This window comes from Spirosoma profusum (genome assembly GCF_014699005.1).
Lineage (GTDB): Bacteria > Bacteroidota > Bacteroidia > Cytophagales > Spirosomataceae > Spirosoma > Spirosoma profusum.
This window is the reverse complement of record NZ_JACWZY010000071.1, coordinates 1-16,358: the sequence shown is the minus strand read 5'-3', so window position 1 is coordinate 16,358 and position 16,358 is coordinate 1. Positions and strand designations below refer to the sequence as shown.

Genomic DNA, 16,358 nt, shown 5'->3' with positions numbered 1-16,358 from the left:
CTTGTTCGCTGACTACCTCCGACACGAGTTAGCCAACCCAAGAATTCAGGCAATCACCCTTTAAGCGAAAGTCCTATGTTTAATTGGGGAAGATTTATTTACAGCCAGGTGCTACGTTAATACACGGGGATTATTACCCTGGTAGCTGGCTGAAAACAGACTATGGTACGCGCGTCATCGACCCGGAGTTTGTTTTCTTAGGGCATCCAGAGTTTGATTTAGGTGTCATGATTGCCCACTTAAAACTAGCCCAGCAGGATGAAGTACTAGCCAAACAGGTTCTTAGTCAGTACCGGCCAACGGGCGATTTAGAACCTGCCTTACTACAAGGATTCACTGGCGTCGAAATCTTGCGCCGACTCATCGGCCTGGCACAACTTCCTCTATCCCTAGACCTGAAGCAGAAAAAGGCATTACTTGAAGAAGCCGCCGAAATGGTGTTGTGCACGTAATTACAGAGAGTGACACAGAAAACGACGATTATACCCCTAAACGCAAACCCGTTGAAGCTATGATTCGGCAGCAATATCGGCTCTGACTTCACTTACTAACAAACGGATGATGAAATTATAGGCACTTGGACAAATAGGTTCCTTTCTCTAAGGTGATCGTTTGATCCAAAATGGCTATAATTTTACAATGATTGGGACATTCTGCCACTGCCTCCGATAACTGTTGTTTGATGGTTTGTATTTGCTGAATTTGCTCATCAATAAGCCGGATTTTTTCTAGTACCTGCTCTTTGCCCGCCATACAATCCAAATTACCAATTTCGTAGGACTCGATAACCTGCCGAATCTCTTGCAAGGTGTACCCAATCATTTTTAGCTCTCGAATGGCCCGAAGCCTCGAAAGAATCACAGGTGTATATTCCTTGTAATTGTTTTCACGTCTGGCCTTCTTGTGGAGCTCTAACAATCCAATCTTTTCGTAATACCGAATGGTATCACGAGAGAAGCCCGATTTTTGAGAAATGACCCCTATCAGCATAATTTTTATCGGTTAAACGCTTGACAATGGAGTATACTCCACTGTTTAGCTTTACTCCCAAAAAAATGAAATCGTTCATTCTTACTGGCTTTGTATGCCTAGTCACATTAGTTTGCCCAGCACAGAGCAAACTCACAAAATCAATGGAGACCGATTTGAAAAAGAAAATCGCACTGGCCTGCAAACTCACCGACCACGACCAGATTAAGCGCATGAATGAGCTGCATCAAACGCTGTTCAAAAAAGTAGCGCGGGCTGTTGAGCATCCCACCAGTTACGAATTGATATTCAATCAGTCCGATAATGCTATGATTGCTGACTTGACTGAATTCATCAAATTCGAGCGCCAGTGCTGCCCATGGTTGGTTTTTCATCTCACCTTTCAACCTGAAGAAGGCCCTATTTCGGTGGGGATGGGGAATTCGGAAGAAACCAAACAAATGGTTTATCTAGACATGGAGTTGGATAAACTTCAGCAACCTGTTTCCAAATAACTCATTTCGTGAAGGTATTTTACTACTGGGAGCGTAGTTGGTAATACCTAACCCTAAACCAAATTATTATCTTGCGATTGACTTTATACAGGCACGGAAGCGACACTACAAGTCCCCATCGATAAACGATGGAACATTGCAACTGGCCTCGCCCTATTCACCGTACTTTACAATATCGGTGAAGGTATTGTGTCGCTCTACTTCGGTGCTCATGACGAAGCTTTGACACTTGCAGGCTTCGGCGTGGATAGTTTTATTGAGGTCATTTCTGGTTTAGGTATTCTAGCCATGATTGCCCGATTACGCCGGTTTGGCGACAAAAACCGGGGGAGCTTTGAACGTCTAGCGTTGCGCATCACAGGCATTTGTTTTTACGTACTGGTGGCTGGTCTAGTTGCTGGAGCCATGTTCAGTATATGGAAACAACAGAAACCTGAAACGACTATAGCCAGAATCGTGGTTTCGCTCCTCTCCATTGCCATTATGCGTGGTCTTGCCTGGTGGAAAATCCGCATCGGAGAGGAATTAAATTCTGCTTCTATTATTGCTGACGCCAAATGCACGATGGTGTGCGTTTATATGTCGGTAGTGATGCTGGCTTCAAGTGTGTTATTTGAGGTATTACATTTACCATATATCGACGCTATCGGTATGATGGGATTAGCCTGGTTTTCCTTTAAAGAAGGGCAGGAAAGTTTTGAGAAGGCCAAAGGAGCAGTGACCTGCTGTGGTCACTGCTGACAATCATTTGTTCCTCCACTCCCCTTTGGCCGCTTCTAAATCACGCAGAAAGGTCGGATTCTTGAAATAATTTGTTAACATTCGATATGTTACCTGGCGGGCTGCTTCATTATCGCTGGGTTAGTGAATACCCATTATTTCGCGCGAACGGCGGATTTCTTCGGCAAGTTTGAGAAAGTCGGCTCGGCGGTGCGGCAACAATTCGCTCCAAGTGTATGCCTAAATAAAGGCCCATAGGGTGTGTCCGCTGGCAAACGATGGGGAGCCTATTCGAGTCAGCAGCTTTAAACCTGTCTCCAAATGATAAGGGCGGGGGCGGATGTAGTGATACTTGATGGTGAATTCCATCACACGCATATCCCTCATCACCCCTTTCAACAAAACAGCAGTTTTAGGGTAGTTTTCCGCTGTGCAGGTAGCGCCTAGGATTTCTCCCCCTTCAAAAAATAAGTCTAGATTCTGCTGGTATGCAGAGTGGGAAGACAGCAAGTCGGTCGATGGCCAGTAGCCAATATTGCCTAAGAACTCAACGCGCTTGATTTGTTCCGGGGTTCGACTGCGCTGTAAGGCCGATAGATGGTCCAGTTCCTGTCGAGTCTGGTCCGATGAGTTGGCTGGTGGGCGTACACTGGTTTTTAGGATTTCGACCTGCTCGTCGGTCAAATAGTAAGGTTTGACAAGCACATAGGTCAGTGAACTACCGTATTCATTAGGGGGATAATGAATGGTATCCATCCAGGCTCGAGCAGGGTTCTTTCTCATACTCAATGCGCCAATCTGTTTGTAATGTTCTGCTACGGGTTCCTGAACATGGGGAGCCTGTCCATAGGTGAGCGATGTACACACTAGCAGGGCTAACATCAATGTGGTTTTCATACTTGGGACAATGTTTAGAATTGCCCCCATGACGGACTAATCTCCAAAAAGATGCATGGATAAGGCACTATTTTTTCGCTGCTCGATCAAAAACGCCTGAAGCGTTACGCAATCAGACAGAACCGCAAAACCTTCCACTCGTCCTTGCGGGTCAAAATCCAAATGGAAGCATTCATAGAACAGCCCGTGCATTTTCTTGCGGGAACGCTGGATACGCGATTAGGTAGTTGACAAATCCAGTTGCAGGTACTGGGCAATCTCTTTCTGAGGCACACCATCTAGTTCCATCGCTAATAGTAAGGCATACGTATCTGGCAGACAACTTAGTAAGGGGCGAACATAGTCGGCCATTTCCTGATAGGCATTCTCCTTCCGAACGAGGGACACCTGCTCAATCTCGTCAGCACACAAGCAAGCCGTTCTCGGCTGTCGGTAGTGGTCAATCATGGCATTGTGAGCTATTTGGAATAACCACGAGCGGATATTAATGACGGTATACTGAGGATTATGACCAGCCGATAGACTTTCAAAAAAAATTCCTGGCTAATGTCTTGCGCGATTGATTTATCGTTTACAAGCTTACGCAGGTAGCTCAAAATCATCGGCTGATAGTGGGGCCACTTGGCCACCAGCTCCGATAAGGGATTCGCCATGTTCATACGAAGTTTAAGGTAAGGTTGAGACAATCATGCCCATGTGCAAATAACCTTTCAGCGAACCACATTGTACTAGGTGATACGAGTCGCCGGTTTTAAGAAGAGTGACTTCTTTGTCAGTTAAAACGATGTGTTTTAGTTGGGATCGGTAATCGGCACGCCGAAAGATCAGTGTATAGGGCCGCAATGAAAGGCGTTGGCCTTCACAAAGTGCGGGTAATGCTGGCTGGGGCTTTTCCTCCTTATTCTCCCGACGGTGCTGAGCCAGCATGGATTTAATCCGCTCGTCCAGCTCCGTTAGGCGTAGCAAAACCCAATCAAAAACGCCCTGATTTCCATAGTTCAATTGTTGACTTTCCAACTGATGCAAATAGTAGTGCAGCTCGGTTTGGAGCAAGCAATAGGCGGCTGGATCAACCACCGACAAGTGATTCATGTGTTTACCCAGCATCGTCAACATATAGTCGATGGAGCGAGCGTGACGCTGGTATGCTGTCTCATTCGAATAGGTGGATCGCCAAGCGCTCTCCCTAGTGATGTCGATGGGGTTATGATGGGTTTGCGCCATATTTGGGGCTACTGATATTCCCAGCAGCCCCACACCGACAAACCAACAGCAAATCGCTTTCATCACTCATCAACGGGCAAGATGAAGAGCTTCAACGTAGGCATCGGGAAGTTCGCTTTCCAGAACGGCACGAGCAGCCTTTTCTACGTCGTAGACAACACGAACATGCTCAACCTGAACTCCATCACGTGAACCGGGGCGGGCCGACTCATCAATGGTCAGTAACACGTAGCAGGCGCGAGGGCCGCCATCCTTCGGTTTGCCAACCGATCCGATATTTATGGCGTGTCGCCAGTACGTTTCCTCCCAGGTGCTTCGGCACTCACCACCTTGTAAAATGGCTTATGCGTATGGCCGAAGCAAAGGATATCGGCCCCGGCTCCCTCTAAAACCCGGCCCAAACTACGGTCGCCCCGGTCCTCGAACAGGTATTCATTCACTCGCCGGGGGCTACCATGTACCAATAGTATAGTAGCGAAACGGGGGTTTGTTGCTGCCACAAATGCTCAGAATCGTTGCCTAATTCAAATTCCACCCGGATATGCGTGGGTAAAGTGCGGAAATAGATCCTTTTCTGCTCCCCTACCATGGCATTTGTGTAGGAAATAGATACTTTGCCGTTGGCCTTTTCTTGCTCCTCTTTGTAGGCACAGCCGCAATCATCAGAAGCCCGGCCAATGCCAAAATCATAGTTACCAGCGATGGTAGGTATTCCTCGTTTGCGAATCGTAGCTATGACTTCGTTCGGCCAAACGTTATAGCCAACTAAATCTCCTAAACAATATATCGCGTCAGGTTGACGACTGTCGATGTCTGAGAGCACCGCTTCCAGTGCGGGCAAGTTGGCATGAATGTCGGAAAACAAGGCAATTTCCATACGTGATTTTGAAAAGTCTACTGGTAATGGGGTTCAAAGTGCTTCTTCTGTTTCAGCGCAAAATTGACCAACAGGATCAGCACTGGCACTTCGATCAGCGGACCGACCACGGCAGCAAAGGCCGCACCTGAATTGATACCGAATACGGAAATAGCGACCGCAATGCCCAACTCGAAATTATTGCCAGCGGCTGTGAAGGCAATTGATGTAGATTTGGCGTAATCTGTTCCAACTCGCTTCGAGAGATAGAAGGCCGCAAAGAACATGATGGCAAAATAGATCGTTAAGGGAACGGCAATGCGTAGTACATCGAGCGGAATAGAAACGATGAGTTGCCCTTTCAGACTGAACATAACCACGATCGTGAACAGCAAAGCGATCAGCGTTATAGGGCTTATAGCGGGCAAATAGGTTTGCTCATACCAGTGACTACCTTTCAGGCGCGTCAGAATAAATCGTGAAAATAACCCTGCCAGGAATGGCACTCCTAAATAGATAAATACACTTTGGGCTATCTCATTGATGGTGATGTTGACGCTATAACCTTTTAGCCCAAATAAGGGCGGCAAAACGGTTATGAACACATAGGCATAAACCGAATAGAACAGTACCTAGAAAATACTATTGAAGGCCACCAGGCCAGCAGCGTACAGCCTATCACCACCTGCTAGATCGTTCCAAACGATTACCATTGCTATGAACGGGCAATACCGATCATGATAAGCCCGGTCATATAATCGGGCTTATCGGGCAGGAAAATAACGGCTAGCCCAAACATCAGCAGCGGTCCAATGATCCAATTCTGTAACAGCGAAAGGACTAGTATTTTCGTATTGGTAAACACTTTCGGCAATTCTCCATACATTACTTTTGCCAAAGGGGGGTACATCATCAAAATGAGGCCAATGGCTAACGGCACATTGGTTGTGCCGGAATTAAATCCATTAATAAATACCTGCGACTGCGGAAAAAAATAGCCAATACCAACCCCAATTAGCATAGCCAGAAAAATCCACAGTGTTAAAAACGGTCGAGAAATGACAAACGGGTATTACTCATGCGATTTGCTGATTATGCGTGCGCTTCATGACAACGGCCGATGAGGGACAAAGGCCGCTGAATTGCTGCGTCTGCTGGATGGCTTGGGGCACAGTTTCACGGCTGACCGGAGCAAATCCATAGCGGTTAAAATACCCCTCTGCTGTGGTTGTAATTAGATAGAGTTCCTGCAAGTGAGCTGCATCTGCAGTGGCCAACAATTGCTCAATTAGTTGAGCCGCGATGCCATTGCCTTGGTGGGTTGGATCAACGGCCACCGAACGCAGCAGGCCAACTGATCCGAAAGACTCTATGCCCGCAACACCAACAGCCGTTTCCTCGTCTTTAGCTATGACGAAACCCGACAAGCCAGTTGGTAAATCCTCGGTGAGCAAATCTCCTTGCTCTAGCAGCGCCACAACGATTCCTTTCTCGTCAGGTCGGGCGTTTTCAATATACAGTGCCATCGTTTACAGGTTGGCTTTCAAGCCATTTGGATGAAATAAATTCCTTTGAGAAAATTTTGATCTCGTCGCGCACTTGTCGAAACGATGTCAGCGTGTCGATACCGGGTTGATGACCTGGATCAGGAAAACTGTGGTGAATCTTCTCGGCGCTCGATGGAAAAAAGGGGCATTGCTCGCGGGCATTATCACAAACCGTAATTACATAATCAAACGGTATATCTGTGTATTTATCCACATGGTTGGATGTGTGATGCGATATATCAATGCCATCCTCGGCCATCACCTGAATGGCCAATGGTTTCACACCATGCGGAACAACTCCTGCGCTGTAAACCTCAGCCCGATCATCAGCGAATGTTTGTAAATAGCCCTGGGCCATCTGCGAGCGGGCAGAATTGCCCGTACAAAGAACTAGAATGCGTTTCATCGTTAGAGTTGGATTAGTTGCAGCAACCAGGAGAGTCGCAAGCCGCTTTGGATTCCCCTTCGGGCTTTTGTGCGAAGACAGTAACGCTATAAATACCCTTATCCTGTTGGCGATAATCAGCGATTTCCTCAGCCGAAAGGTAGATTTTCAATACTTCGTCGGGCAGAGCAATTTCCCTCTCTTTCTGCACAAGTATATTGATGAAACCGCTCTCCTTAACGAGCTGCAAATAATCGTCCTTTTGAATGGCTCCCGATACGCAACCAACGTAGAGTTCGGCGTCCTGCTGCAAGCCAGCGGGCAATTCACCTTTCAGCACAATGTCGGAAATACTGAAATGACCACCGGGTTTCAAAATACGGAAGGTCTCAACGAAGGCCTTTTGCTTGTTGGGTACTAGATTCATTACGCAATTACTCACCACCACATCCGCCAAATTTTCCGGCAGGGGCATGTCCTCGATATCGCCATAGACGAATTCGACATTGCTGTATCCTAGCGACTTCGCATTTTTACGAGCGCGGTCGATCATTGCTGGAGTCATATCCAAACCGATCACCCGGCCTGTTTCTCCCGTTTCTGCACTGGCCACAAAACAGTCGTTGCCTGCACCTGAACCCAAATCCACTACTGTATTGCCAGACTTGATCTGGGCAAATTGTGTGGGTAAGCCACAGCCTAATCCCAAATCGGCTTCGGCAACATATCCTTTCAGCTCGTGATATCCTACTGACATGTCGATGGGCACATTAGATGCCGTTTCGGGGCCACAACATGACGTAGGACCACAGCACCCATTGGCGTCCGGTTGTTCGGCAATTGCACCGTATTTCTGGCGCACGACTTCTTTGATTTGCTCGGCAGTTTCCATTTATTTAATTATTGGTTTAATGTAATATTACGATTGATTCAAGCAAAAAAATAGCCTCTGGTTAACAGCAAATCGAGGCTCCTACAAACGTATCGAATAGCGAACCAAAGGTTTCGCGCGCTTCATTCCAAACGACTTCATTTATGCAGTAGCAGACACGGGGCGGATTGATTTCGCCATGAATAATGCCGATACGTTTCAGTTCCTTTAAATGCTGGGAAACGGTCGCTTGAGCGAGAGATAATTCGTCTACTAAATCGCCACAAACGCAAGCCTTCTTCTGAGCCAGCAATTGCAGAATGGCTACCCTAGCGGGATGGGCAAATGCCTTTGCCAAATCCGCTATCCGGTTTTGTTCCTCAGTAAATATTTCGGATTTCGTAACTCCCATGTTGCAAAGGTATGGATACAAATATCAATTGCAATATTACGATAAATAATCTCACTTTTGAATCTTAGCAGAATTGATTATTTACACTTATCTGAGAAAAACGAGCAATTATGCATCTGCTTCAGGAAACAGGCGCTTGAGATCGTCTAAATGACTCAATTAATGAGAACGTCTTTAAAAGTCCAATTTGTTGTAAGCGGTCGTTTTAAAGCCGTATAATAATTAATAATTCATTTAAAATATTTGAGTCAATATCAATCATTGTTTATACAAAACTTGCACTCAATTAATTAAATACATGCACCTTATCGACTATCGACGAGTCGACTCGCTATCAAATGCTTCAACGAAACGCACCTAATGAATTCACTAAGAGCTTATATACAAAAAGCCTTTGAAGAGCTCTATGGCCGACGCATCCCCCAATTTTTCTGTCTTTTATGCCACATATGCCCCTAAGCTCTGGGGATTGATTTTAACTGCCAAGTTGCCGAAAACACAATCAGCAGCGATTTTGATCAACACAATAACTAAAGGGTGGAAGCAACTCGACCAGAAGAAGTCGAACCAACAACATATTTTGAGTTGGCTTATAGGGCTTGCCTATGAAGAGGGGCTACCTAAGGATTGTTTAGCCCATTTCTTTAGAACAAAAAAATAGCTCATTCCCCTTCGCAAATCCGCTCTTGAATAGTCATCTTACAGGCTGGAAAACTGACAACCTTTATCAGATTAAGACATCCATCTCTCTTAGTACTACGTATATCCCTCATATTTCATTTTCTCTCTAAATCCCGTTCTATGCGGTCATTACTACTAATTGTTTTTCTTTTCTTAATATCCATCACGGCGTTTTCCCAGAAACTTATCGGGCAGGTTATCGATCAGGCGTCGCAAAAACCGATTGTTGGTGCCACTGTACAGATAAAACGAACGCAATCAGGTACGCTCACCAATGCCACGGGTATATTTACCCTGACCAACCTACAGCCAGCCGATGTCCTAACATTCTCTTTTGTTGGCTACCGGACGCAGGAAGTGCAATACACAGGGCAAACAGACCTGACCGTTGAACTGATAGCAGGGGTGTCGCTTAACGAAGTAGTTGTCACGGCTCTTGGGCTGGAGCGCAACGCCCGAAGCCTGGGTTATGCGATCCAGAAAGTTGATGGCAGTCAGGTTAGCGACGTCAAGGCTCCCAACTTTCTCGACAACCTGTCGGGTAAGGTGGCAGGCGTGATGATTACGAGTGGATCGACGGGGGTAGGAGCATCCTCGCGTATTACAATCCGGGGCGAATCGTCGTTCACCAACAACAACCCCCTTTTTGTGGTCGATGGCATTGTCATTAACAATGCTACGGTGGTGAACCGAGTTGACGACGATGCCAATGGGTTTCAGGAAATCGATTTTGGCAACGGTGCCATGGAAATCAACCCTGACGACATAGCAACGGTATCGTTACTGAAAGGACCCGGTGCAGCTGCCCTCTACGGCACTCGAGCCTCCAACGGGGTTATCCTGATTACAACTAAAGACGGTTCGTCGCAGAAAGGTATTGGTGTGAGTTTCAACAGTACCTTTTACACAGAGCGCCCGTTTCAATTGCCTCGTTTCCAGAATCAGTATGGACAAGGTAACAGCGGAGTGTTTAAGTATGTTGACGGCCTGGGCGGAGGGATCAACGACAACATCTCCTATAGTTATGGCCCGAAACTCGACGCGGGGCTGCTGATTCAGCAGTACGACAGCCCCGTGAATCTGCCCGATGGTCGGGTGGTGCGTGGAGCCGACACGCGGGTATACAGTGGGCTACCTATCACACCAACCCCATTGTTGTCGCACTCTGATAACCTCAAAAACTTCTACGAGACAGGCCATACGACCATTAACAACCTGGCGATTTCCGGTAGCTACGGCAAAGGCACTTACCGGCTGTCGTACACCGATCTGAACAGTCAGTCAACCATTCCGGGTGTCGGCCTGAAACGCAAAACGCTGGCCGCCAGGCTGCAGTTCGAGCCCACCAAGTGGCTGAAATTCAACTCGTCCATCAATTATATCAACTCGGGTAGCGACAATCGCCCTGCCACCAAATACGGTTCGGAAAACATTAACTACGCCATGAGCGCCTGGCTGGGTCGGCAAACCGACGTTAACCCGATGAAGCAGTACTGGCAGCCCGGACTGGAGGGGATACAGCATTTTTCCTACAACTACACCTACTTCGACAACCCGTATTTCACCCTCTACGAAAACCGTAACTCGTTTAACCGTGACCGACTCATCGGCAACATTACCGTGACGGGCGAATTAGCCACCAACTTGACTCTGATGGTACGTAGCGGTATGGACTATTCGAGCGAAAACCGTCAGTTTCGGCGGGCATTCAGCAGCAACCGCTTCAAGAATGGCGCTTATGCCGAAAACGCTGTTTTCTTCCGAGAAATCAACACCGACTTTTTGTTAAATTACACCCGTAGCTTAGGACCACTTTCGCTCGATCTGTCGGCGGGGGGCAATCGTATGGATCAGTTGACGTCCTTCGATCAGTATCAGGCTCTGACGCTTGCACAACCGGGGGTGTTTAAGCTCACCAATGCGGCCTCTCCAATTGAAGTCTATCAGCAGAGCGCCCGCAAGCGCATCAACAGCCTATATGCGCTTGCCAAACTGAATTACAAAGACGTGCTGTTTATGGACATAACAGGCCGGAACGACTGGTCGAGTGCTCTAGCAACGCCCACCTCGACAGCTAACACTGCCTTTTTCTACCCCTCGGTATCAACTAGCTGGGTACTATCAAATCAGTTCCAGTTGCCTGTGATCATGTCTTTTGCTAAATTACGGGCCAGCGTGGCCAGCGTCGGTAACGATACCAGCCCCTACCAGACCACGGGGGTTTTCAACGCTCGCAACCCAGTGTTCTCACAACCCGCCTTCAGCGCCCAGACCACAATTGCCAATACCAACCTGAAACCGGAGTCGATCACCTCGGTTGAGGTGGGGGCTGATGTCCGCTTCCTGAACGACCGGCTAGGTGTCGACCTGACTTATTACAACTCCCGCACCCGTAACCAGATACTGTCGTTGCCAATCGCCATCCCGACGGGTTATAGCGAACGAGTCATTAACGGTGGTGAAGTACGGTCGCAGGGCATCGAAGCCGTGGTAACAGCCATCCCCATCCAGACGAACCGCATCCGCTGGAACGTGAGCCTGAACTTCAGCCGCAACAGGACTACAGTGGTGGCGCTGCCTGAAGAAGCTGGTACACTTACGTTGGGATACAACCGCATCTACGACAATGTGAACCAAACCGTCTGGTATCAGGTGAGGCAAGGCGACCGGATAGGTGATATGTGGGGTACGGGCTACCTGCGTAATGCCCAGGGCGAGTTTATTGTGGGTAGCAACGGTCAGTACATTGCCGACAACACGCTGAAGAAACTGGGGAACTATAATCCCGACTTCATGGTGGGTCTGTCGAACCAGTTCAGCGTCCAGAACTGGAGCTTGGGCTTCCTGCTCGACTGGCGGCAAGGTGGTATTCTTGTATCGCGCACGCTTGCCCTGGCGGGCGTAGCAGGGCAGCTTATCGAAACAGCCGACCGTCCCGATGCGGGTATCGTGGCTAAAGGTGTGGTTAACACAGGCACAACTGATAACCCGAATTTCCGCCCCAATACACTCCCCATTCCAGCCGAAACCTACTACCGGATGTACTACGACCGCAATAATGAGGAAAATAACACCTACAACGCATCGTACGTAAAGCTAAGGGAGATGAGCATTGGCTATACCCTGCCCGAAACGGCTGGACAGACCCGTAAGCTTCGTATGCAGCGACTGACCATAGCTTTAGTGGGTCGTAACCTGCTGGCACTGTCGCACATTCCCCACTTCGATCCCGAACAGACTTCGTTCCAGCAAAATCAGTTGCAAACGGGCGTCGAAGACATGACCTATCCCACCTCGCGTAATATAGGGGTGAAACTAAGTGTGAATTTTTGAATACCCTTTGCTGACGTAGGCCCCAAAACTATTGATTATGAAACGGATTTTATATAGTACTCTTTTACTGCTTACGCTAACCAATATACTGTCCGGCTGCACGGAGAAGTTCCAGGAAATCAACACCAACCCCAATGCCCCAGTTGATGTGCAGCCGTCGCTACTTTTCCGTAAGATTCTATTCGATTATGGCGAGCAAATGTCCTACGAAGCTTTCGTAGCTGGTAACCTGTTAGGGCAGTATTTTACAGCTATCGACTTTAACCTGTTCGACCGGCATAGTCTCAGCGAACCACAGTATGGCGGCAACCCCTGGCCGTTCATCTATACGAACCTGCGCGACAACGAGATTCTTTTGCAGAAGGCTCGTGCCAATGTGGCATTCGGGGTCTACGAAGGTCCGGCCCTGATCATGAAAGCGTACATGACTGCTGCCCTCACCGACTTATACGGCGACGTGCCATATAGCGAGGCCCTACAGGGCAAAACAGGTGTGATTACCCCCGCCTACGACACGCAGGAAGCCATCTACACGGCCGCCGGTGGTATATTGGACAACCTCGACAAAGGCATTGCTTCCATCAACAATTACAAAGGTGCTACCGTACTCGACGGCGACATTCTTTACAGTGGTAACCGCAACAAGTGGATATTATTCGCCAATTCACTAAAAATCAAATCCTTGATGCGTATTTCGAGCAAGGTAAACGTGAAAGAAGCGTTACAGAAAGTGCTGACGGAGGGGAACTTCATCAAAGCCAACACCGACAACGCAGTGTATCGGTTCTCACTCACGCAGCCCAACAACTTCCGAATGTTGACCGCCCGCATCGGAGACTACAACCTGTTTATCATGTCACTGACCAGTCAGGAACTACTCACCAGCCTGAACGATCCACGAATTGGGGTATACTTCCGGGCAACCGCGGCCAAACCTGGTATCTACAAAGGCCTACTCAATGGGCCTGATGCCTCGAAGCTGTCGATTTCTGTGGCCGACTATTCACTTACAGGAACGATCTTCCGGGAGGAGTCGGATAAGCTCAATTCCAACTACATGACTGCCTATGAAACCAGTTTCTGGATAGCCGAAGCAGCCGAGCGGGGACTGGTATCAGCCTCGGGCAAGGAGTGGTATGAGCGGGGCGTTACGCAGGCATTCGACTACTGGCGCACGTCACTTCCTGCCGGTTACCTCGGTAGCGGTAAAATAGCCTACGCGCAGAACGGGCAGAACCCAATTGAACAGATTCTGACGCAAAAGTGGATTGGCAATATCAACAATGCCTACGAAGGCTGGACCGAGTACCGCCGGACCGGCTTTCCCCGTCTGAAAACTATCTCGGCCAGTCTTAATAACGGTCTGATTCCCGTCCGGGTGCCTTACCCCAGCACCGAGAGTGCCCTGAATGCAGTACAGTACAAAAAAGCCGCCGATAAAATCCAGAACAACAGCATTAACATACCCGTTTGGTGGGCTACCCGCTAATCATTTCAGCATGACCACAACCCTGTTACAGTGGGCAATAGTGCTGGCTTCCAGTATTACACTATTTTTCGTATCGCCACTGGCCCGCACCGCACCCGAATTTTTCAGGGGTGCACGTAAAGAGCGGGCACCAAACACCCTCTTTCTGACGAGCAGTCTAGTCATTTCGTGGCTATTTGCCAAATCAATTACTAATGCCGCCAACCTAGGCCATAGCTTCGGACTGGTGGGTGGCGTGGCTTACGCGGGCTATTACTTATCGTTTCTGGTGGCAGGATTCGTGATCGTATCAATGCGCAACAAGGGTGGCTACCGGAGCATCCACCACTTTCTCGAGTCGAAGTTTGGGGCGAGTGCGGTGGTAGTCTTTACGCTACTGATTATGATTCGACTTTACAACGAAATTTGGTCGAATACTATCGTAATTGGCTCATATTTTGGGGCGCAGGGTTCTACCGATTACTACGTAGCCATTATCGTATTTACACTGCTCACGCTGGCCTACACGCTCAAAGGCGGCATGAGCAGTTCGATTATGACAGATGTGATTCAACTATCGCTCTTTGTAATATTGCTCACGGTGATTCTGGGCTTTATTTTACCCCAATACGGCGGGAGTCTGAAGCCCTTTGTTCGCAGTGGACGTTGGGAGTTGAATCAGGGGGTCGATCTGCTGCTTGTGGCGCTGGTGCAGTGTTTTAGCTACCCCTTTCATGACCCCGTATTGACCGACCGGGGCTTTATCTCCGACACGCGCACTACGCAGAGGGCGTATATTAAGGCGGCAGTTATTGGCTCGCTTTGTATCATCTTCTTCAGTTTCGTCGGTATTTTCGCCAAGCTGAATAGTCTGACAGGCGAAGCGCCAGTGGCCGTAGCGAAGTATTTTGGCGTGCCGATGTTGCTGCTAATGAACCTCATTATGGTGACCTCAGCCTCGTCGACGCTAGACTCGGCTATGGCGTCGTTTTCCAAGCTAATCAGCATCGATTTGAGCCGGGCCGTCGTACCAAGCGTTACCAGAGGACGCCTGTCTATGGTCGTACTGACGGTACTGGGTACTATTCCCGTGTTTTTCGACCCCGCTATTTTATCGGCTACGACCATTAGTGGCACCCTGGTGCTTGGTCTGGCGCCAGTCTTTTTGTGCTGGAACGTTCGGGTACCGCGCCTTGTTTTTCACCTGTCGGTAGTAGGCGGACTGATGCTGGGCGGATTTCTAACATTTTTTCAATTGCCCGAATCGCTACGGTTGGGAGACGGCAAATACGGATCGCTGCTCAGCGTGAACCTGATCACTACGGCCTACTGTTTCCTGGTTTTCGCGGGCAGTACGTTGTTCCAACCAAAGAATCATGACTGATCAATCCGACACTGTAGACCTTGGCACACGTAGCGGTAGGCTGCTCGTATTTGGAGGCCCTTACTCCAACTTGCAGGCACTGGAAACAATTCAGAAAATTGCCGACCAACTTCAGATCCCTCCCAACAACATCATCTGTACCGGCGACATTGTCGGCTACTGTGCCCAACCCGAGGAGTCAGTGCAACTGGTGAAGAACTGGGAGATTCAGGCCATTCAGGGCAACGTGGAGCAGAATATCATCCGGGGCGAAGATGACTGCGGCTGTAATTTCACTGAAGGTGGACGGTGTGATTTGTTCTCCCGCACCTGGTTTCCTTATGCCGTTCGGACGCTTTCGGCTGAATCGGTTGCCTGGCTGAGCACGTTGCCACTCCAACTGTCGTTTCGGTATGCGGGCAAGTCGGTGGTGGTACTGCATGGGGCCGCTACTGGTATCGCGGATTTTGTGTTCGCATCGACGCCCTGGCCAGTGAAAGAAACGACCTTTGCGGCTACCGAAGCCGACGTAATACTGGCCGGTCACGCCGGGCTACCATTTGCGAATAGGCACGTTTCCGAAACGGGGGCCAGTCGGTACTGGCTCAACGCAGGGGTAATCGGGATGCCTGCTAATGATGGTACTCCCCGTGTATGGTACCTGCTGCTCGACGACACAGATGGTTTGTTTACATACAGTTTTCACGCGTATACCTACGATAACCTTAAGGCGCATCAGGCAATGGTAGCCAAACATCTCCCCGAGTCATACGCACAGACACTTCTCACGGGCATCTGGGACAACTGCGAGATTTTGCCGGACGCAGAAAAGGCTCTGTAAGGCCAAGCACTCACGCTGCACAAGTAATCTAAAGAGCAGGTTAGTGGGAGAGCCAACATTCGTACGAAATGTTTCATCAAAATAGAATAAGTATCTATTAATCAGGTCGCTACACTTTAAGTCAACAAAATTTTATGGTTTCAAACAGAAACTTTTGTTCCTCCTACTTACTGATTATATCTCAATAAAAAGAGGGATTTAAGAGGCCGTCTAAAAATGGTATTTTAAATAAAATAAGGAGCCAGTAGGTTTGTAAGTACAAAGAACCACCAATGT

The 16,358-nt window shown here is 48.5% G+C and carries 20 protein-coding genes and 1 pseudogene; 8 read left to right on the top strand and 13 right to left on the bottom strand.

Annotation, left to right across the window (positions count from 1 at the left end):
- The first annotated feature begins 83 nt into the window (after positions 1-83).
- Entirely contained in the window at positions 84-452 is a 369-nt protein-coding gene (locus tag IC229_RS34610; protein ID WP_223834388.1) for a phosphotransferase, read from the top strand.
- A 115-nt stretch (positions 453-567) separates the two neighbouring features.
- Here IC229_RS34610 and IC229_RS34605 read toward each other — a convergent pair whose 3' ends face one another.
- Positions 568-990: a MerR family transcriptional regulator gene (locus tag IC229_RS34605; protein WP_190893537.1), complete on the bottom strand. Its 423-nt coding sequence runs from the start codon at positions 988-990 to the stop codon at positions 568-570.
- A 143-nt stretch (positions 991-1,133) separates the two neighbouring features.
- Here IC229_RS34605 and IC229_RS34600 point away from each other — a divergent pair, with 143 nt between their 5' ends.
- Both IC229_RS34600 and IC229_RS34595 read left to right on the top strand, forming a co-directional pair.
- Complete coding sequence (locus IC229_RS34600; protein ID WP_190893536.1) at positions 1,134-1,484, top strand: hypothetical protein; 351 nt, start codon at positions 1,134-1,136, stop codon at positions 1,482-1,484.
- Positions 1,485-1,601: 117 nt separating this feature from the next.
- Positions 1,602-2,225 carry a cation transporter gene (locus IC229_RS34595; RefSeq protein ID WP_190893539.1) on the top strand — a complete coding sequence of 208 codons (624 nt, stop codon included), beginning with the start codon at positions 1,602-1,604 and terminating at the stop codon, positions 2,223-2,225.
- Positions 2,226-2,444: 219 nt separating this feature from the next.
- Here IC229_RS34595 and IC229_RS34590 read toward each other — a convergent pair whose 3' ends face one another.
- The 12 genes and pseudogenes from IC229_RS34590 to IC229_RS34545 all read right to left on the bottom strand — a co-directional run bounded on the left by IC229_RS34590 (position 2,445) and on the right by IC229_RS34545 (position 8,396).
- A complete protein-coding gene (locus IC229_RS34590) occupies positions 2,445-3,101 on the bottom strand; it encodes a phosphatase PAP2 family protein (RefSeq protein WP_190893534.1) in 657 nt (218 codons plus the stop codon).
- Positions 3,102-3,320: 219 nt separating this feature from the next.
- Positions 3,321-3,548: a hypothetical protein gene (locus IC229_RS34585; protein ID WP_190893533.1), complete on the bottom strand. Its 228-nt coding sequence runs from the start codon at positions 3,546-3,548 to the stop codon at positions 3,321-3,323.
- Positions 3,549-3,559: 11 nt separating this feature from the next.
- Complete coding sequence (locus tag IC229_RS36260) at positions 3,560-3,703, bottom strand: hypothetical protein (RefSeq protein WP_223834389.1); 144 nt, start codon at positions 3,701-3,703, stop codon at positions 3,560-3,562.
- A 64-nt stretch (positions 3,704-3,767) separates the two neighbouring features.
- Positions 3,768-4,388, bottom strand: coding sequence for a hypothetical protein (locus tag IC229_RS34575; protein WP_190893529.1), 621 nt, complete (start codon positions 4,386-4,388; stop codon positions 3,768-3,770).
- A 6-nt stretch (positions 4,389-4,394) separates the two neighbouring features.
- On the bottom strand, positions 4,395-4,553 hold the full coding sequence (locus IC229_RS36015) for a hypothetical protein (RefSeq protein WP_317171702.1): 159 nt from the start codon (positions 4,551-4,553) through the stop codon (positions 4,395-4,397).
- A 50-nt stretch (positions 4,554-4,603) separates the two neighbouring features.
- Entirely contained in the window at positions 4,604-4,765 is a 162-nt protein-coding gene (locus tag IC229_RS36010) for a hypothetical protein (RefSeq protein WP_317171701.1), read from the bottom strand.
- Positions 4,762-5,202 (bottom strand): metallophosphoesterase family protein, encoded by a 441-nt coding sequence (locus IC229_RS36005; RefSeq protein ID WP_317171700.1) that lies wholly within the window; start codon positions 5,200-5,202, stop codon positions 4,762-4,764. Before IC229_RS36005 ends, IC229_RS36010 begins: the two co-directional genes overlap by 4 nt.
- 17 nt (positions 5,203-5,219) lie before the next feature.
- Positions 5,220-6,261, bottom strand: a pseudogene (arsB, locus tag IC229_RS34565) (ACR3 family arsenite efflux transporter).
- On the bottom strand, positions 6,258-6,707 hold the full coding sequence (arsN2, locus tag IC229_RS34560; RefSeq protein WP_190893527.1) for an arsenic resistance N-acetyltransferase ArsN2: 450 nt from the start codon (positions 6,705-6,707) through the stop codon (positions 6,258-6,260). Before arsN2 ends, arsB begins: the two are co-directional and overlap by 4 nt.
- Positions 6,691-7,134 carry an arsenate reductase ArsC gene (locus tag IC229_RS34555; protein WP_190893525.1) on the bottom strand — a complete coding sequence of 148 codons (444 nt, stop codon included), beginning with the start codon at positions 7,132-7,134 and terminating at the stop codon, positions 6,691-6,693. Before IC229_RS34555 ends, arsN2 begins: the two co-directional genes overlap by 17 nt.
- A 13-nt stretch (positions 7,135-7,147) precedes the next feature.
- Positions 7,148-8,005, bottom strand: a complete 858-nt coding sequence (locus tag IC229_RS34550; RefSeq protein ID WP_190893524.1) for an arsenite methyltransferase — start codon at positions 8,003-8,005, stop codon at positions 7,148-7,150.
- A gap of 61 nt (positions 8,006-8,066) precedes the next feature.
- The gene (locus IC229_RS34545; protein ID WP_190893522.1) at positions 8,067-8,396 is read right to left on the bottom strand and encodes an ArsR/SmtB family transcription factor; all 330 of its coding nucleotides are present in this window, start codon (positions 8,394-8,396) and stop codon (positions 8,067-8,069) included.
- Between the two features lie 406 nt (positions 8,397-8,802).
- On the opposite strand from IC229_RS34545, the gene IC229_RS34540 reads away from it, so the two are divergent.
- The 5 genes from IC229_RS34540 (at position 8,803) to IC229_RS34520 (ending at position 16,082) form a co-directional block, all read left to right on the top strand.
- The gene (locus tag IC229_RS34540) at positions 8,803-9,057 is read left to right on the top strand and encodes a hypothetical protein (protein WP_190893520.1); all 255 of its coding nucleotides are present in this window, start codon (positions 8,803-8,805) and stop codon (positions 9,055-9,057) included.
- Between the two features lie 140 nt (positions 9,058-9,197).
- On the top strand, positions 9,198-12,410 hold the full coding sequence (locus IC229_RS34535) for a SusC/RagA family TonB-linked outer membrane protein (RefSeq protein WP_190893518.1): 3,213 nt from the start codon (positions 9,198-9,200) through the stop codon (positions 12,408-12,410).
- 37 nt (positions 12,411-12,447) lie between these two features.
- Positions 12,448-13,899 carry a SusD/RagB family nutrient-binding outer membrane lipoprotein gene (locus IC229_RS34530; RefSeq protein ID WP_190893517.1) on the top strand — a complete coding sequence of 484 codons (1,452 nt, stop codon included), beginning with the start codon at positions 12,448-12,450 and terminating at the stop codon, positions 13,897-13,899.
- A 10-nt stretch (positions 13,900-13,909) separates the two neighbouring features.
- Positions 13,910-15,262 (top strand): SLC5/6 family protein, encoded by a 1,353-nt coding sequence (locus IC229_RS34525; RefSeq protein ID WP_190893515.1) that lies wholly within the window; start codon positions 13,910-13,912, stop codon positions 15,260-15,262.
- The gene (locus IC229_RS34520; RefSeq protein ID WP_190893513.1) at positions 15,255-16,082 is read left to right on the top strand and encodes a metallophosphoesterase family protein; all 828 of its coding nucleotides are present in this window, start codon (positions 15,255-15,257) and stop codon (positions 16,080-16,082) included. Before IC229_RS34525 ends, IC229_RS34520 begins: the two co-directional genes overlap by 8 nt.
- The last annotated feature ends 276 nt before the right edge of the window (positions 16,083-16,358 follow it).

What these genes read in the sequence shown, in the direction of transcription:
- IC229_RS34520 (WP_190893513.1), top strand. Translation starts at nt 15,255, where the DNA reads ATGACTGATCAATCCGACACTGTAGACCTTGGCACACGTAGCGGTAGG.
- IC229_RS34550 (WP_190893524.1), bottom strand. Translation starts at nt 8,005, where the DNA reads ATGGAAACTGCCGAGCAAATCAAAGAAGTCGTGCGCCAGAAATACGGT.
- IC229_RS34585 (WP_190893533.1), bottom strand. Translation starts at nt 3,548, where the DNA reads ATGATTGACCACTACCGACAGCCGAGAACGGCTTGCTTGTGTGCTGAC.
- IC229_RS36005 (WP_317171700.1), bottom strand. Translation starts at nt 5,202, where the DNA reads ATGGAAATTGCCTTGTTTTCCGACATTCATGCCAACTTGCCCGCACTG.
- IC229_RS34555 (WP_190893525.1), bottom strand. Translation starts at nt 7,134, where the DNA reads ATGAAACGCATTCTAGTTCTTTGTACGGGCAATTCTGCCCGCTCGCAG.
- IC229_RS36260 (WP_223834389.1), bottom strand. Translation starts at nt 3,703, where the DNA reads ATGATTTTGAGCTACCTGCGTAAGCTTGTAAACGATAAATCAATCGCG.
- IC229_RS34575 (WP_190893529.1), bottom strand. Translation starts at nt 4,388, where the DNA reads ATGAAAGCGATTTGCTGTTGGTTTGTCGGTGTGGGGCTGCTGGGAATA.
- IC229_RS34525 (WP_190893515.1), top strand. Translation starts at nt 13,910, where the DNA reads ATGACCACAACCCTGTTACAGTGGGCAATAGTGCTGGCTTCCAGTATT.
- IC229_RS34530 (WP_190893517.1), top strand. Translation starts at nt 12,448, where the DNA reads ATGAAACGGATTTTATATAGTACTCTTTTACTGCTTACGCTAACCAAT.
- IC229_RS34540 (WP_190893520.1), top strand. Translation starts at nt 8,803, where the DNA reads ATGGCCGACGCATCCCCCAATTTTTCTGTCTTTTATGCCACATATGCC.
- IC229_RS34535 (WP_190893518.1), top strand. Translation starts at nt 9,198, where the DNA reads ATGCGGTCATTACTACTAATTGTTTTTCTTTTCTTAATATCCATCACG.
- IC229_RS34545 (WP_190893522.1), bottom strand. Translation starts at nt 8,396, where the DNA reads ATGGGAGTTACGAAATCCGAAATATTTACTGAGGAACAAAACCGGATA.
- IC229_RS34590 (WP_190893534.1), bottom strand. Translation starts at nt 3,101, where the DNA reads ATGAAAACCACATTGATGTTAGCCCTGCTAGTGTGTACATCGCTCACC.
- arsN2 (WP_190893527.1), bottom strand. Translation starts at nt 6,707, where the DNA reads ATGGCACTGTATATTGAAAACGCCCGACCTGACGAGAAAGGAATCGTT.
- IC229_RS34600 (WP_190893536.1), top strand. Translation starts at nt 1,134, where the DNA reads ATGGAGACCGATTTGAAAAAGAAAATCGCACTGGCCTGCAAACTCACC.
- IC229_RS34605 (WP_190893537.1), bottom strand. Translation starts at nt 990, where the DNA reads ATGCTGATAGGGGTCATTTCTCAAAAATCGGGCTTCTCTCGTGATACC.